The sequence below is a fragment of the Bacillus cereus group sp. MYBK222-1 genome (genome assembly GCF_051916425.1).
In the GTDB taxonomy this organism is placed as follows: domain Bacteria; phylum Bacillota; class Bacilli; order Bacillales; family Bacillaceae_G; genus Bacillus_A; species Bacillus_A paranthracis.
On sequence record NZ_JBQAGP010000007.1, the window covers coordinates 61,158 to 76,054 of the forward strand.

A 14,897-nucleotide genomic window follows, 5' to 3' on the forward strand; every position below is an offset into this window, starting at 1 on the left:
TCTACTTTTGAACTATCTTAAAACGTTTTAAAAATTTTATTGTCATAATAGATTATCGCTTTACTAACAAAATTCCCAGCCAGCTCTCCAAAACTTTTAACTTTCTTCACAATTCTTTCAAAGTAATCACACTTAATCTCGCTATATTAAATAAGTAGTTATTCATATAGGGAAGGTTAGGGGAACTAAGAGCATGAAAGTAAATCGTTCGCTTCATTACATTTTTTGGCGTTGGCATTTTTATGCTGGGCTTTTTATTACGCCGCTTCTTATTACGTTGTCACTGAGCGGAATTGGGTATTTATTTCGGGAAGAGGTTGAGGATTTCATCTATAAAGATTTATATTTTGGGAAGAGTGCTCAAACAGAATCTATTTCGATGGCTGATTCTATTTCCTTAACAGAGAAAAAATATCCACATTATAGTGTGGCGAAAATTAGTGAGTTTAATGGGGATTATAATACGAGACTTACGATTGCAAATGAGTATACTGGGCAACAAAAATATGTGTATTTAGATAGTAATAATCAAATTGTTGGGGATCAAAACGCAAGTGAAACGTTTGCCAATATCATGAGGGAATTACATAGTTCTCTTTTAGTTGGTGGCACTGTCGTTAACTACATTGTAGAACTTGCGGCATGTTGGACAATCTTTTTAATTGTAACTGGGTTGTACATGAGTATACGCCAATTCAAAAATACACCGGCATCCAATAAGCGAGAAAAAGCAAAACGACGTCATTCTATTATCGGTATTATATTTACAATTCCTCTCGTTTTGTTAGTTGCATCTGGGTTGCCATGGTCAGGATTTATGGGTAACCAAATTTATAAAATTGCATCGTCAAATGAATCACTCGGATATCCAAAATTGTATATGGCACCTCCTGAATCGAAGGTAAAAGAATTGCCGTGGGCAACTAGAAAAGAAGCACCTCCTGAATCGAATTCGAATGAGCCAAAAGCAATTTCTGTCGATGAATTGCGAAACGGAATTAAAATAAAGAAACCATATGTTATTTCACTACCAGCTGATCCAAAAGGTGTGTTCACTGTTTCGAAATCGAGCGGTTCTGGTATTACAGGTATGCATGTTGCACCAAATGAAGAAATAACAGCTTATTTTGATCAATATAGCGGAGAGCTCATTTCCAAAACGGACTATCGTGATTATGGATTACTTGCGCAATGGTTCACTTACGGTATCCCGCTTCACGAAGGTCATTTATTCGGATGGCCAAATAAAATATTATGCTTACTAACGACATTATCTTTATTACTTCTTATTTATTACGGAATAAAAATGTGGTTAGCAAGAAAGCCGAAAGGAAAATTAGCAGCACCGCCAAAGCAAAGAGATAAGAAAAGCATAATCGTTTTCTTTATCATGATGGTTATACTAGGCGCTGTCATGCCTTTATTCGGACTATCTGTTTTAGCTATTTTTGTGATTGAACTTCTTATATATGTATTTTCAAAAATACGCTCATAGTAAAAAAGCATTTGTACTCCCTTGTACAAATGCTTTTTATTTACTATTTTCTTTTTTTCTATCACTTATTAAAAAGACAATATCTACTATAATAATCAATACAATAATAACTTGAGCTACATAATCCATCGTTGTAGGACCACCGGCTTTATTCATCATCATATACATTCCAGTTACAAATGAAATGGAGAGTAGCACGAGTAATGTTATTTCAATATGGTTATACAGCTTTTGAAACAATTGCTTCATTTCCGTCACCACCTTTACCATATTATAACAAAAAAAACCACTCTACATGAGTGGTTTTCTTTATCACTGCGCCGTTTTCTTTCGGTACATCTTCCCGTTCCAATAGAAGAATCGTGAAGTGAGACCACCGTATTTTACAATGCGCCGTGCCATTTTGTGCATATTCTTTTGTGCTGATACTTTTTGGTCTGATAAATAAATACCAAGTAATCCTCGGCTTATGAGACGATGAAACTTCGCATGAGGCAAATCACCAATGCTCTTCTCTGCTTCTTCTACAAAATGTTTCATACGATCTAATATCACTTGCTCGTTTTCATAATAACTACAGAAATTCAAATCCCCGCCGATGCGGTCTTCTTCTTGATCAATGAAATAATCAAGTAAGATATGAAGTCCTTGTACGTAAGGAAAATATCCTTGTCTAATTTTCGCAATATCTTCATCATGTAATTCATCATGAAAGGCATATGCGACAAGACAGAAGATTCCAAGCGTAGAACCGGCACATGCTGAAAATTCAAACCAACTCATCTCCGGTAAGTTTTCTTTATGTGCTTCAAACCATGTTTGTAATCTTGGTTCTCTTTCTTCTAATTTCACATGTTTATGAATTTGCAGATCACAATAATAACAAGCAAGTTCATGAAGAATAGGAGCAATTTTGTCATAGTGCTTCGTTTTCTTTAAAACATCTTGGCATGTTTCAACAAGTTCATCTAAATAACCACCATCATCTTGATCATCACGATAGCGATAATAATTACCGCCACCTTCTACTTCAGGTGATAATGCCATTAACATAGATTCATGCAGCGCGGCAAAATCATTCGGATCAAGTGATGTACTGCGATCACATAAATTATCTAAGTAGTCACTAATCGTTTGATATGCGACGATAAAACGAATACATTCCTCACGGTGTTCATTTGCTAATAGTGCTAAAATGCCACCGCCTTCGCAATGAAACGTTTTATGCTCAATACTTGCGATTGCCTGACTATGAAGCTCATCATTCGGAATATGGTAGGCACGCTCTTTCCACATCGCTAGCTCATGGTGTACAACCGGAAACACATCACGGTATACTTTCGCCATGAGCGTTATGGGATTACTCGGTACGTTCACTTCTTCCTTCATCTCCTCTATTCAATGTACAAATAATTTACTTATTTGTTTCTATTATGTTATTGATGCGTATTTCAGTAAATGACTGAATATAATTCAAAATTTCATCACGCTCATACTCATTTAATAACTCATGATAACAATTCGGCCATTCTTTAAAAGCCTTATCACTTATTTTAACATTATTAAACCAAGTGCGGACACGTGTTTTATCTACAAGTTTATCCTCACATGCTTGCATTAGCAAGAGCGGAACATCTGGAAAATCATCTATTTTTTTATGAGCGATTTCAATAGACTTAATCAATTCACTATACCAACGTACTGATACTTTGCGCAAGAACAATGAATCGTTCTCCATCGCATCTCTCACTTCATGATTACGCGTTGACATTTCCACTGTAAGATTCGTTGCAAATTGTAACTTCGGAGCGATAATATTTAATATTTTTGAGGCAGCTTGAAGCGGTGCAGAAGGTCCAGCTAATACACCTAAACATGGCGAACTTAAAATAATGCCGTCTACATCTTCTCTCTTCGTCTCTTGCATCATACGAATGACGATAAGACCACCCATACTATGACCAAATAGAAAAATAGGTAATCGATACTTTCTTGCCTCTTTCACCCATAATTTAACTTCCTCTATGTATTCATCAAACGAATCAATATGTCCTCTATTTCTTGAAGTCGTTCCATGTGACGGAAGGTCCCCCATCACGACGTGATAGCCGATATGATTCCACATTTCCGCAACAGCTTCATAACGTCCGTGATATTCCATTGCGCCGTGCACAATAACGATGACAGCCTTTGCTTGCTCAGCTTCATAATTCCACATACGGCTCTCCTCCATTTCACTCTTTCTCATAATTTGATACACTGAAACTAGTCTCTAGGAAAGGAAGGCTTTACATGATATATCCTTACAAAGAAAAAAATCCGAAAATTGCGAGTAGTGCTTTTATCGCTGACTACGTAACCATTACTGGTGATGTGACAATTGGCGAGGAATCAAGTATTTGGTTTAATACAGTCATCCGCGGTGATGTGTCACCGACAATTATTGGAGACCGAGTAAATGTACAAGACCAATGTACACTCCACCAAAGCCCGCAATATCCTCTTATTTTAGAAGATGACGTAACAATTGGGCATCAAGTGATTTTACATAGCTGCCATATTAAGAAAGATGCTTTAATTGGAATGGGATCTATTATATTAGATGGTGCTGAAATTGGCGAAGGAGCCTTTATCGGTGCTGGAAGCCTCGTTTCACAAGGAAAGAAAATCCCGCCGAATACATTAGCTTTCGGTCGTCCAGCGAAAGTCGTTCGTGAGTTAACAGAAGAAGACCGTAAAGACATGGAGCGAATTCGCACGCAATACGTTGAAAAAGGCCAATATTATAAATCACTACAAAAATGATTTTACAGCTGCCATAATACTGGCAGTTTTTTTATATAAAATCTAACTTTTTCTTTACAAAACATTATTACTCCCTCAACAAAATCTTATTAAAATAAAAGCTAATATCTCCATATATATGTAGATGAGGGAGGAGAATTTTCATGAAGGTCAGTGGATTATATAAAATAGAATGTTACATTTTCAGAGGAATTAACCGCTACTTTGATCAAAAAACGTTAAATCTCTTTTTCAGCAATATTACTCATATCGGTGGCGCGACTTTCTCTATCGCACTCACACTGTTCTTTTTAATCTTCGCAAGTGGAACTTTGCATCAAGCTGCAATTGCAACTGCTATTTCGCTAGCAATTAGCCATATTCCTGTGCAAATATTAAAAAGATGGTATCCACGAAAACGTCCTTATTTAACAATTCAGGATGCAAAATATCCAGTCCATCCATTACAAGACCACTCTTTCCCGTCTGGTCATACAACAGCCGTTTTCTCTGTCTTTATTCCATTTATTTGCTATAATCCAAGCTTACTTATTTTCCTATTACCGTTAGCATTATGCGTCGGTATTTCTCGCATTTATTTAGGGCTTCACTATCCATCTGATGTATTCGTCGGTATGTGTCTCGGCACTTGCTCTGGCATCATCTCTTTTTATCAATTCATCCCACTTTTCACATAAAGGAGTGATATGATGAGAGTCGCCATTTTTACCGATACTTTTACGCCACAAGTGAACGGGGTTGCGAAAACGTTAGAGCGGTTAACACGATATTTTCAGAAAGAAAAAATCGCCTATTCTGTTTTCGCCCCTCAGCATACAGCTGAAGATAATTTCGTAGCGAATGTGAACAAGATGAGAAGTATCCCGTTAACAATATTATATCCAGAATGTCGCTTTTCTTTTCCTACTCCGCGCATTAAGCGAGAACTTCTTTCCTTTAAACCTGACATAATTCACATTGCTACACCTTTCAACATGGGACTTTGTGGATTGTATTATGCGAAAAAGTTAAACATCCCAGTTGTCGGTTCTTATCATACTGATTTCGATGCTTATTTGCGCTATTACAAAATCGAATTTCTCTCCAATATGCTTTGGAACTATTTAAAATGGTTTCATAGTCATATGCAAAAAAATTTTGTCCCTTCTCCTGAAACATTACATCAATTAAAACATAAAGGCTTTCAGGCCCTCTCTATTTGGGGACGGGGTGTAGATTGCACACTCTTTCATCCAGCTTACAATACAGAAGTATTCCGGAAAAAATATAATATTACAGCGAAGTATGTCCTTTCCTATGTTGGACGGATTGCTCCTGAGAAAGATATTGATACGTTGCAAAATCTTATCGTTAAATCAGCGCATACTCGAAACGATATTCATTGGCTTATAGCAGGAGACGGTCCTCTAGCAACAAGTCTTCGTGAAGCTGTTCCGAAAACAAATGTCACGTTTACTGGCTATTTACAAGGCGGGGATTTAGCTGAAGCATATGCTTGTTCTAACATGATGGTATTTCCATCAGCCACTGAAACATTCGGAAATGTTGTACTTGAATCGCTTGCATGCGGCACACCTGTCATCGGTGCAAATAGTGGCGGGGTTAAAAATATTATTACAGATGGAAAAACGGGAGTTCTTTGCCCGCCAAAAAATGAGGACGCATTTCTATCATCCATTTATTTTTTATTGCAAAATGAAGAAAAATTGGAGCAGATGGGAGTAGCAGCTTTATCTTATGCGAAATCAAAAAGCTGGGATGAGATCTTTCGTGGCTTGCTTAACGAATATGAAGAAGTCCTTCAGCATAACGAATCAGAGTTGCTTGCTTAAATAGAAAAACTCCCTTCAAAAAACGAAGGGAGTTTATTATACAATTGTAAAATTTACTTAAATAAATGATACACAAGGTGAAATATTATATTATTTCTATATTCATTATAACAAAAACAAGCATAAACAAATAGACTTGTAATAAAAACCCATAAAAATTAATATATGGTTATACAGTATTTTAACTGTATAGTGATTTTAAGAATTCCCCTTAAAATCAACTTACTCACATACCTTTATACAGTAATTGTTCCCCAATTTCTGTATACAAAAAAACCTTTCATTCATTTGAAAGGTCTTTTTGAGCCTGCACATATTCTTCTTTCGTATTCACATTTATAAACCAATCCGCATTTGCTTGTATATCTTCACCAGCAATATATTTCACATTACATTGTGATAAAAGCTGACCCATACTTCTTTTTTCTTCTTGAAGCAAAGTATAAATCTTTTCTTTCACGCGGTTATGGTACGCTGCAAGTAGCGGTTGTTTCCTTCCATTAATAATAGGTACAACTGCATCATACTCATTGCTTGTTTGCTCCAGTAAAATGGTAAACCATTCATGCGAAACATTTGGCGCATCGCAAGGCATAATAGCGTACCAATCTGCTTCTATGTATTCCATTCCTGATACAATTCCAGCAAGTGGCCCGTTCCCTTTATAGTGCGGAATATCTTCGATAACAGGAACTTGTACGAGTTTCTCTACTCGCTCTTTTATATCAGAATGACTAATGACTACAACTTCTTGGAGCGTGCTTGTCATCACTTTCAAAATATGCTCAATAAACGTACTCCCTTGCCAACTCGCTAACGCTTTCGGCTCACCGAATCTACTCGACATACCACCTGCTAATACAATTCCAGCATACTTACTCATTGGCGATGCAACTCAAATGTAATATGACCTAATTCTGGTAAAATTAATTTATTCATCGCAAGGCGAACCGCTCCGCTAGATCCTGGTATCGAGAAGACTACTTTGCGCCCAATTGTGCCGCCGATCGCTCTACTTAACATTGCGCTGCTTCCGATATCTTCTAAATAACTAATCATGCGGAACAACTCACCAAATCCAACAATTTCTTTATGTAATAACGCTGATACTGCTTCAATCGTCACATCGCGTTTCGTAATGCCAGTACCGCCATTTGTTAATACAACATCAACATCTTCCCTATGATAACCAGCTAACACTGCTTGCTGAATACTTTCTTTATCATCTTTCACAATTTCATAAGAAGTCACTGTATGGCCTGCTTCTTTTAACAATGTATGTAATAGTTGTCCGCTCTTATCTGTCTCTTCTGTACGTGTATCGGAAATCGTTACAATCTTGCAGCGCACTTCTTTTGGCGCTTGTTTTTTATGTTCGGTTACGCTCATTTTTTCATCTTTCCTTCCTTAAAGACTTTTCTTCATTTTATCATACATATGTTTACACAATTATGTATGAAGCCAACAATACGCCATGATACAATATAAATATACTAACCCACAAAAAGGAAACTGCACTTTCTTATACTCCTTAGACTACATACCTTTAGCTACTCTTTATATTTTCTACATACATAGAATTCAATTTTAAAACTTGTACTAAAAAATAAATTGGAGGTCTACCTATTATGGAACTATACAAAAAATTAACAACAACATTCATCCTCTTATTTATCGCTTCCATCACTGTCGGCTTTTCTCTAAAAGGCGCAATTCCATACGCTACATTAGTAAGTATTATATGCGCCACGCTATTTTTATTAAGCAGTGCATTTTGCGCGGGCAAAGCACGTCAAATGAAAGGTTGATTTCACATGTTTCAAAAAAGCCAACTGTTTGTAAATCATGCCAAAAAGAAATACAAACATATGAAAAAGTATATTGAGCTAGATGGAGAAGTATATTGCAAATCATGCATTCAAATTGTAAATAAAACGAAATAAAAAAAGCTTTGCGCTCACCGCGCAAAGCTTTTTTTCATATATTATAGACCAGCTTGCTCTTTTAAAGCTGCAGCTTTGTCTGTACGTTCCCATGATAGATCTACATCAGTACGTCCGAAGTGGCCGTAAGCTGCTGTTTGTTTGTAAATTGGGCGACGTAAGTCTAGCATTTTAATAATACCAGCTGGGCGAAGATCGAAGTTGTTACGAACTAGTTCTACTAGTACGTCTTCAGATACTTTACCAGTGCCGAATGTATCAACTGAAATTGATACTGGTTGTGCTACACCGATTGCGTATGCAAGTTGTACTTCTGCTTTTTCAGCAAGACCAGCTGCTACGATGTTTTTCGCAACATAACGAGCTGCATATGCTGCAGAACGGTCAACTTTTGTTGCATCTTTACCAGAGAATGCACCGCCACCGTGGCGAGCGTATCCACCGTAAGTATCAACGATGATTTTACGTCCTGTTAAACCAGCATCACCTTGTGGTCCACCAATTACGAAGCGGCCAGTTGGGTTAATGAAGAATTTTGTTTCTCCATCGATTAATTCTGCTGGTACTACAGCTTTAATTACGTGCTCTTTTAAGTCGCGATCGATTTCTTCCCATGTAACATCTGGGTGATGTTGTGTAGAAATTACGATAGTATCAACACGTACTGGTTTACCATTTTCATCATACTCAACTGTAACTTGCGTTTTTCCGTCCGGACGTAGGTATGATAATGTATCATTTTTACGTACTTCAGTTAAACGGCGAGCTAATTTGTGAGCAAGCGAGATTGGAAGTGGCATTAACTCTTGTGTTTCATTACATGCGAAACCAAACATTAAACCTTGGTCTCCTGCACCAATTGCCTCAATCTCAGCGTCAGTCATTTGACCTTCGCGTGCTTCTAGCGCTTGGTCAACACCCATAGCGATGTCAGCAGATTGCTCATCGATAGATGTTAAAACTGCACAAGTTTCTGCATCGAATCCGTATTTTGCGCGTGTGTAACCAATGCCTTGAATTGTTTCACGAACGATTTTTGGAATATCTACGTAAGTAGAAGTCGTAATTTCCCCCGCTACCAATACTAAACCAGTTGTTACAGTTGTTTCACAAGCTACACGTGCATTTGCGTCTTTTGATAAGATCGCATCTAAAATTGAATCAGAAATTTGGTCACAAATTTTATCTGGATGTCCTTCAGTTACAGACTCAGATGTGAACAGATGACGTTTTTTTGTCATGTGGTAAACCTCCCTACAGTAATTGTATATATTGTACGGAACTCATCCTTAATTTGCCACAGATTGCGACATACATTTATTCTCCCACACAAGCATACAGAAAAACCTTTCCTACATAATAGAGAGGAAAGGTTTAATTTGCTACTTGCATACTGCTTTTTGCCCTTCGCTCTTATCGTTCGAGACCTGTAGCCTCGCACAGGTTTTAGCACCTATTCACTTGTGTTTACCAATACAAGTGAGGTTGCTGGGCTTCATCGGGCCTGTCCCTCCGCCAGCTCGGGATAAGAGAGTATCCGTCCCAACCTATACTAAAGAAATGATATTCATTTGTCAATTAATATTCACATTTTCGTGAAAGTTTTTCTCAATGCGCCTAAAATGAAATATTAATAAGGAAATAATGTATTCACACAAACAAAAAGAAATAAATAGTATACATTATTTATATAATTGTGTTATACTCTTGTTGGGGATTACGAGAAATATTTCATTAAATGAAAAGGATGGTATATAAATATGAGTACTGTGAATGTCCAAATTGGTTTACACGAATTATTGAACGGAAGCAATGCACAGATTCAACTAAGTGTTCCGCAATTAGTGGAAAAAGTATTAATGCGAAATGAAGGGAAATTAACTTCGACTGGTGCCGTTTCTGCTTCAACTGGAAAATATACAGGACGTTCTCCTAAAGATAAATTTATTGTGAAAGAAGCATCGGTTGCTGACAAAATTGCTTGGGGAGCAGTGAACCAACCGATTTCTGAAGAACATTTTAATAAATTATATACGAAAGTTTTAGAATACTTAAAAGAGAAAGAAGAGTTATTCGTCTTCAAAGGATTTGCAGGCGCTGACCGCAATTACCGCCTACCAATTCAAGTTATTAATGAATATGCATGGCACAATTTATTTGTACATCAACTATTCATTCGTCCAACTGAAGAAGAATTAACAACTCATGAATCAGAGTTCACAATTGTTTCTGCACCGAATTTCAAAGCTGATCCAGCTGTTGACGGTACAAACTCTGAAGCATTCATTATGGTTTCATTCGAAAAACGTATCGTACTAATTGGTGGTACAGAATACGCTGGAGAAATGAAAAAATCAATCTTCTCTATTATGAACTTCTTATTACCTGAACAAGATATCCTTTCTATGCATTGCTCTGCAAACGTAGGTGAAGAAGGCGATGTAGCATTATTCTTCGGTTTATCTGGAACAGGTAAAACAACATTATCTGCTGATCCAAACCGTAAATTAATCGGTGATGATGAGCACGGTTGGTCTGATAACGGTGTATTCAATATTGAAGGCGGTTGCTACGCGAAATGTGTAAACCTTTCTCACGAGAAAGAACCACAAATTTTCGATGCAATCACATTTGGATCTGTTTTAGAAAACGTTATCATTAATGACCAAACGCGTATCGCAGACTATAACGATACTACTTTAACAGAAAATACTCGTGCTGCATACCCTATGCATGCGATCGACAATATCGTACTACCAAGTGTTGCAGGACACCCAAATACAATTATCTTCTTAACTGCTGATGCATCTGGCGTATTGCCTCCAATCAGTAAGTTATCAAAAGAACAAGCTATGTATCACTTCTTAAGTGGTTACACTAGTAAACTAGCAGGAACAGAGCGCGGTGTTACATCTCCGCAAGCAACATTCTCAACTTGCTTCGGTTCACCATTCTTACCACTTGATGCATCTCGCTATGCTGAAATGCTTGGTGAAAAAATTGAGAAACACGATGCGAAAGTATTCTTAGTAAACACTGGCTGGACTGGTGGCGAATACGGCGTTGGTAAACGTATGAACTTAGGTTACACTCGTGCAATGATTCAAGCAGCATTAAGCGGTGAACTTGCGAAAACTGAAACAGCTAAACATGACATCTTCGGTCTTGAAGTTCCACTTCACGTACCAGGTGTACCTGACGAAGTGTTAATGCCTGAACAAACTTGGGCTGATAAAGCTGCTTATAAAGCAAAAGCAATCGAACTTGCAAATGAATTCAAAGCTAACTTCAAAAAGTTCGACAGCGTATCTGAAGACATTATTAACTTAGGCGGCCCAATCGCTTAAGCGCAAACTTTCTGTTGGAATAACCCTTTACTCATATGAATAAGTGTCGTGTAACCGTAAAGTTTCGCGTACTCACCGACAAAACCCAATGCGGCTTAACGGTTACACACACTTACATAAAAAAGAAGCTTACGTTTTTTACGTAAGCTTCTTTCTATATCTTATATAAAGTAAAACGTTACTCTCTTCATCTGTGACTTCGTTTGTTAATTTACAGAATTTTCACTTTATATTTACTTATTTTTAGTTTTTCATGATATAATTTACATATATAGGAAGGGGTGAAACCTATGGAAAATTTTTCTCGTACAGGAAAATTTTATTCAGTTATGGAGCGATTCAAATGTTTTGGGGACTTGTAATGCTTAACGTTAATTTATTTGAGCATACAAGTGAAACGATAAAATATATTATTCTAATTACCGGAATAGTTTTTTGTATTATATCCAACTTTTTTAAAGAACATAAAAGTCATACTAATACGTAATTTCATGTTAACTTATCGGAAGCAAAAACCTGTATTTTATGCAATGTTTCGCTTCCTGTTGTACTATTCATCGCTGGATTCCTTATTCTAGGGTAAATTCATTTTTACACATACAACTTACGGATTCGAACATATAAATTACATCCCTCTAGTTTCACAACGTATGGAGCTAAAAAAGGATTTAAACGCTTCTATCCCTCGCTAGATCCTCTATTCCATCTAAAAAGAGGCTTTTTATCTTTTTGTTAGTTCCTTTTCATCTTTCATACTATAATAACCTAAGTTCACAACGATTAAAAAATAACCGCCCATAATCCCTACTGCAAATGCCCACATTACCATATGGTGCTCAATTTCGTACATAATAATAGCGCCTAAAATAGCAGCCGCAAAACGATTAAACATACCGAGCGTCGGCGCTTTCGTTTTCTTTACGATACTATCTCCAAGCTTCTCAATTCGTCTCCCTAAAAGCCAAACGCAATACATACTTACGATAAGTCCAATTCCTGCACCTAAAAAATGTGCTGAAAACGGTGTTACCATCCAGCCTAGTAAAAGAATACCTAGTATATAATACGATTGAATTTTAAACGACCTTAATGACATACTAATCATGCTGTTCTCCTCTTCAGTAATTTTTATCTATCCAACAAGAAATTTTTTTCAAGTTTATACTGCTTACATTCATTTCACTCAAATTAAAAACAACATAAACGGTATGTTTATGTTGTTTAAATATTTTTAGAAAATAATATTATACAAGATTTCAAAGATCATACCCTCATAATTTGTGACGTTTTTTCAAACATTTTTCGTCCATTTATGAAAAAAATGATATCAATCTATGAACATACGGATATGATGTAATAAGTACACAAATAAAGGGGGCGTCTAATGATTTATTTTTTAATGGCTCTCATTCACCTCATTATCCCTGCACTTATTGGACTTTCATTGTATTGGTACACGAAGAACCATAGTATTTTCTACGCTGTCCTCGGTGTCCTTCTTCCGGGTATTATTCTTATTACACTCTTCCGTATTCCATTTTTAAACTTAATTCCACTTATTACTGCGATCTTATTTCTCATCTTCTTACCAAAAATAAAAAAATAGGAAAGCAGATCATAGGTGATCTGTTTTCCTATTTTGATATAGGTTCCCCCGCAGTAGAATGCACTTTTACTTTCTCCGATTTCACAAACCATAAACCGAAGAAAATAATAATTCCACCGATTATTTGTTGAAACGATACGTATTCATTTGCCCATACAGTTGCAAATAAAACAGCTACAAGTGGCGTTATATACATATATACCATCGTATGTGATGCTCCAATTTTTTGAACACCAACATACCACATTACTAAACCAAATACTGTTACAAAGAAAATAGAATATAGTAAAGCGAATAGTGTTATTCCATGTGTAATATGAAATGGCATTATAAATACGTATGGTCCACTTAAAAGCAAGAGTGGAATCGCGCCAACTAGTGCTGACCATGCGGTAACACGTAGCGCTGAATATTTTTTAATTAATGGACCAGCTAAAACAGGATAAAGCCCCCAACATATTGATGTAATGAGTCCAATCCCATTCCCGTAAAAAGAACTAGCCAGTGAATGCCCTGCTACTAAAACTAAGGCTGCACCACAAAAGGCAATAATCGAACCGATAAGCTTTCGAGAAGAAAACTTTTCTTGTTTTAAGATAATCGCAAATACAGTTGTAAAAATAGGTGAAATAGAAATGAGTAAAGAGGCATTTGTAGCGGATGTATATTTAACAGTTTCCATAAATAACGTTTGATACAGTACAATACCTACAACGCTAACGATGATTAATCTAGGTATATCTTTTCTCTCCATATAAACCGACTTTTCAATAAAAAATGTAAGGAGTAACATAAGCGGTGCCGCCGATATCATCCGAAGTGCAGTAAACTCAATTGCTGTAAATTCTAAAAGTCCATATTTCGCAATCGTAAAATTAATCCCCCAAATAATAACGACTGCTAAAATTAATAACTCAATTCCCCATCTTCTCATGCGTATCCCCTCCGCAAATAAGATTATACAGAAAATTCAATCACATGTACATTTCATTATGTGAAAAAATCTTTTTATTGTATGAAACGTTTTGGGGCATGAAATTATATCAGCGATTTTCTGAATATATCAGCGCAACTCTGATTATATCGGCGATTTTCAAAATATATCGGCGCAACTCGAATTATATCAGCGATTTTTTAAATATATCGACTTATCAACAAAAAACGACAAGAATAGCGACGTATACAATAAAAAAGGTGGTTCCAAAATACATTTTGGAACCACCTTTTCTTTACTACACTCGAACGTGTAACTTCATATTTGGATTATAAAATTGGCTCGGGCTCTTCAGCTGAAACGTCCCTCCACCTTCATGCCAATCAACTGTTAATTTATCATCCATAAATACAAGCTTTGTACGATCTGCGATAAAATTCATTGTGCTAGATTCGATATCCACATCGCGCTCATCTTTTTCTGCTACAGCTACTAAATCGATAATTCCGCTCATTACACAACCGCAACCTTCATTATCGTAAAATAACTTTATATATTTCGCTTCATTTGGAATCGTATCCACAATCTTTTTATATGCTGCTTCTGTTACAGTAACGTACATACTCTAATCTTCATCCTCTCTTCTCGTATCCTTCATATATTGTACCACCATTTTTCTTTAAAAATATATACAGAAAATTACGAACAATATACAATGTATGTAGTAAAGGAGGTTGTATCACTCATGCTCAAATTACTGCGATACCCCATCTTCCTAGGTCTACTCGGTAGCTTTTTTATTTCTAGCGGTATGATATTACAACATATACTTCCTTATTCTCCTTCTATTGGTTGGATTTTAGGTTTTATTTGTTTCCTAACCGCTTCTTATTTCGCTGTGAAGAACAAAAACATCTAATTAGTTCAAGGAGGAT

The 14,897-nt window shown here is 36.4% G+C and carries 18 protein-coding genes, 1 pseudogene and 1 riboswitch; of the genes and pseudogenes, 10 read left to right on the forward strand and 9 right to left on the reverse strand.

Translation table 11 applies throughout. The annotated features are described in order from the left end of the window. The first annotated feature begins 193 nt into the window (after nt 1-193). Entirely contained in the window at nt 194-1,495 is a 1,302-nt protein-coding gene (locus tag ACTFR9_RS22795) for a PepSY-associated TM helix domain-containing protein (protein WP_000867802.1), read from the forward strand. Between the two features lie 36 nt (nt 1,496-1,531). On the opposite strand, the gene ACTFR9_RS22800 is transcribed toward ACTFR9_RS22795, so the two are convergent. Genes ACTFR9_RS22800 through ACTFR9_RS22810 form a run of 3 tightly spaced genes read right to left on the reverse strand, consistent with a single transcriptional unit; the run spans nt 1,532 to nt 3,713 of the window. Beyond that, nucleotides 1,532-1,765, reverse strand: a complete 234-nt coding sequence (locus tag ACTFR9_RS22800; protein WP_001998481.1) for a hypothetical protein — start codon at nt 1,763-1,765, stop codon at nt 1,532-1,534. 42 nt (nt 1,766-1,807) lie between these two features. Continuing rightward, nucleotides 1,808-2,872 carry a tetraprenyl-beta-curcumene synthase family protein gene (locus ACTFR9_RS22805; protein WP_001102457.1) on the reverse strand — a complete coding sequence of 355 codons (1,065 nt, stop codon included), beginning with the start codon at nt 2,870-2,872 and terminating at the stop codon, nt 1,808-1,810. A gap of 37 nt (nt 2,873-2,909) precedes the next feature. Then, nucleotides 2,910-3,713, reverse strand: a complete 804-nt coding sequence (locus tag ACTFR9_RS22810) for an alpha/beta hydrolase (RefSeq protein ID WP_000267442.1) — start codon at nt 3,711-3,713, stop codon at nt 2,910-2,912. A gap of 74 nt (nt 3,714-3,787) precedes the next feature. Here ACTFR9_RS22810 and ACTFR9_RS22815 point away from each other — a divergent pair, with 74 nt between their 5' ends. The 3 genes from ACTFR9_RS22815 (at nt 3,788) to ACTFR9_RS22825 (ending at nt 6,132) form a co-directional block, all read left to right on the forward strand. Beyond that, nucleotides 3,788-4,300, forward strand: coding sequence for a gamma carbonic anhydrase (locus tag ACTFR9_RS22815; RefSeq protein ID WP_000640211.1), 513 nt, complete (start codon nt 3,788-3,790; stop codon nt 4,298-4,300). Nucleotides 4,301-4,443: 143 nt separating this feature from the next. Beyond that, nucleotides 4,444-4,977: a phosphatase PAP2 family protein gene (locus ACTFR9_RS22820; protein ID WP_000868600.1), complete on the forward strand. Its 534-nt coding sequence runs from the start codon at nt 4,444-4,446 to the stop codon at nt 4,975-4,977. Nucleotides 4,978-4,989: 12 nt separating this feature from the next. Continuing rightward, the gene (locus ACTFR9_RS22825; RefSeq protein WP_001261612.1) at nt 4,990-6,132 is read left to right on the forward strand and encodes a glycosyltransferase family 4 protein; all 1,143 of its coding nucleotides are present in this window, start codon (nt 4,990-4,992) and stop codon (nt 6,130-6,132) included. Nucleotides 6,133-6,412: 280 nt separating this feature from the next. Here ACTFR9_RS22825 and ACTFR9_RS22830 read toward each other — a convergent pair whose 3' ends face one another. Then, complete coding sequence (locus ACTFR9_RS22830; protein WP_000049606.1) at nt 6,413-7,015, reverse strand: molybdenum cofactor guanylyltransferase; 603 nt, start codon at nt 7,013-7,015, stop codon at nt 6,413-6,415. Beyond that, nucleotides 7,012-7,521, reverse strand: a complete 510-nt coding sequence (locus tag ACTFR9_RS22835) for a MogA/MoaB family molybdenum cofactor biosynthesis protein (RefSeq protein ID WP_440049024.1) — start codon at nt 7,519-7,521, stop codon at nt 7,012-7,014. Before ACTFR9_RS22835 ends, ACTFR9_RS22830 begins: the two co-directional genes overlap by 4 nt. Before the next feature lie 239 nt (nt 7,522-7,760). Here ACTFR9_RS22835 and ACTFR9_RS22840 point away from each other — a divergent pair, with 239 nt between their 5' ends. Then, a complete protein-coding gene (locus tag ACTFR9_RS22840) occupies nt 7,761-7,940 on the forward strand; it encodes a hypothetical protein (RefSeq protein WP_000424795.1) in 180 nt (59 codons plus the stop codon). Between the two features lie 6 nt (nt 7,941-7,946). Further along, the gene (locus ACTFR9_RS22845; RefSeq protein ID WP_001998486.1) at nt 7,947-8,075 is read left to right on the forward strand and encodes a hypothetical protein; all 129 of its coding nucleotides are present in this window, start codon (nt 7,947-7,949) and stop codon (nt 8,073-8,075) included. A gap of 41 nt (nt 8,076-8,116) precedes the next feature. On the opposite strand, the gene metK is transcribed toward ACTFR9_RS22845, so the two are convergent. Continuing rightward, on the reverse strand, nt 8,117-9,316 hold the full coding sequence (metK, locus tag ACTFR9_RS22850; RefSeq protein ID WP_000163125.1) for a methionine adenosyltransferase: 1,200 nt from the start codon (nt 9,314-9,316) through the stop codon (nt 8,117-8,119). A gap of 169 nt (nt 9,317-9,485) precedes the next feature. Beyond that, nucleotides 9,486-9,607, reverse strand: a riboswitch (SAM riboswitch). A 228-nt stretch (nt 9,608-9,835) separates the two neighbouring features. Between metK and pckA the strand changes: the two genes are divergently transcribed. Further along, nucleotides 9,836-11,422: a phosphoenolpyruvate carboxykinase (ATP) gene (pckA, locus tag ACTFR9_RS22855; RefSeq protein WP_000108804.1), complete on the forward strand. Its 1,587-nt coding sequence runs from the start codon at nt 9,836-9,838 to the stop codon at nt 11,420-11,422. A gap of 290 nt (nt 11,423-11,712) precedes the next feature. Then, nucleotides 11,713-11,909 (forward strand): annotated as a pseudogene (locus ACTFR9_RS22860) (hypothetical protein). A gap of 234 nt (nt 11,910-12,143) precedes the next feature. On the opposite strand, the gene ACTFR9_RS22865 reads toward ACTFR9_RS22860, so the two are convergent. After that, a complete protein-coding gene (locus ACTFR9_RS22865; RefSeq protein ID WP_000624930.1) occupies nt 12,144-12,527 on the reverse strand; it encodes an ATP synthase subunit I in 384 nt (127 codons plus the stop codon). Between the two features lie 279 nt (nt 12,528-12,806). Between ACTFR9_RS22865 and ACTFR9_RS22870 the strand changes: the two genes are divergently transcribed. Then, nucleotides 12,807-13,028, forward strand: coding sequence for a hypothetical protein (locus tag ACTFR9_RS22870; RefSeq protein WP_000639042.1), 222 nt, complete (start codon nt 12,807-12,809; stop codon nt 13,026-13,028). Nucleotides 13,029-13,056: 28 nt separating this feature from the next. Here the strand turns inward: ACTFR9_RS22870 and ACTFR9_RS22875 are convergent, their stop codons facing one another. Continuing rightward, nucleotides 13,057-13,962 carry a DMT family transporter gene (locus ACTFR9_RS22875; protein WP_076855882.1) on the reverse strand — a complete coding sequence of 302 codons (906 nt, stop codon included), beginning with the start codon at nt 13,960-13,962 and terminating at the stop codon, nt 13,057-13,059. A gap of 298 nt (nt 13,963-14,260) precedes the next feature. Continuing rightward, the gene (locus ACTFR9_RS22880) at nt 14,261-14,584 is read right to left on the reverse strand and encodes an iron-sulfur cluster biosynthesis family protein (protein WP_000289578.1); all 324 of its coding nucleotides are present in this window, start codon (nt 14,582-14,584) and stop codon (nt 14,261-14,263) included. A 123-nt stretch (nt 14,585-14,707) separates the two neighbouring features. Here ACTFR9_RS22880 and ACTFR9_RS22885 point away from each other — a divergent pair, with 123 nt between their 5' ends. Beyond that, nucleotides 14,708-14,881 (forward strand): hypothetical protein, encoded by a 174-nt coding sequence (locus ACTFR9_RS22885; protein WP_000916136.1) that lies wholly within the window; start codon nt 14,708-14,710, stop codon nt 14,879-14,881. Nucleotides 14,882-14,897 lie beyond the last annotated feature (16 nt).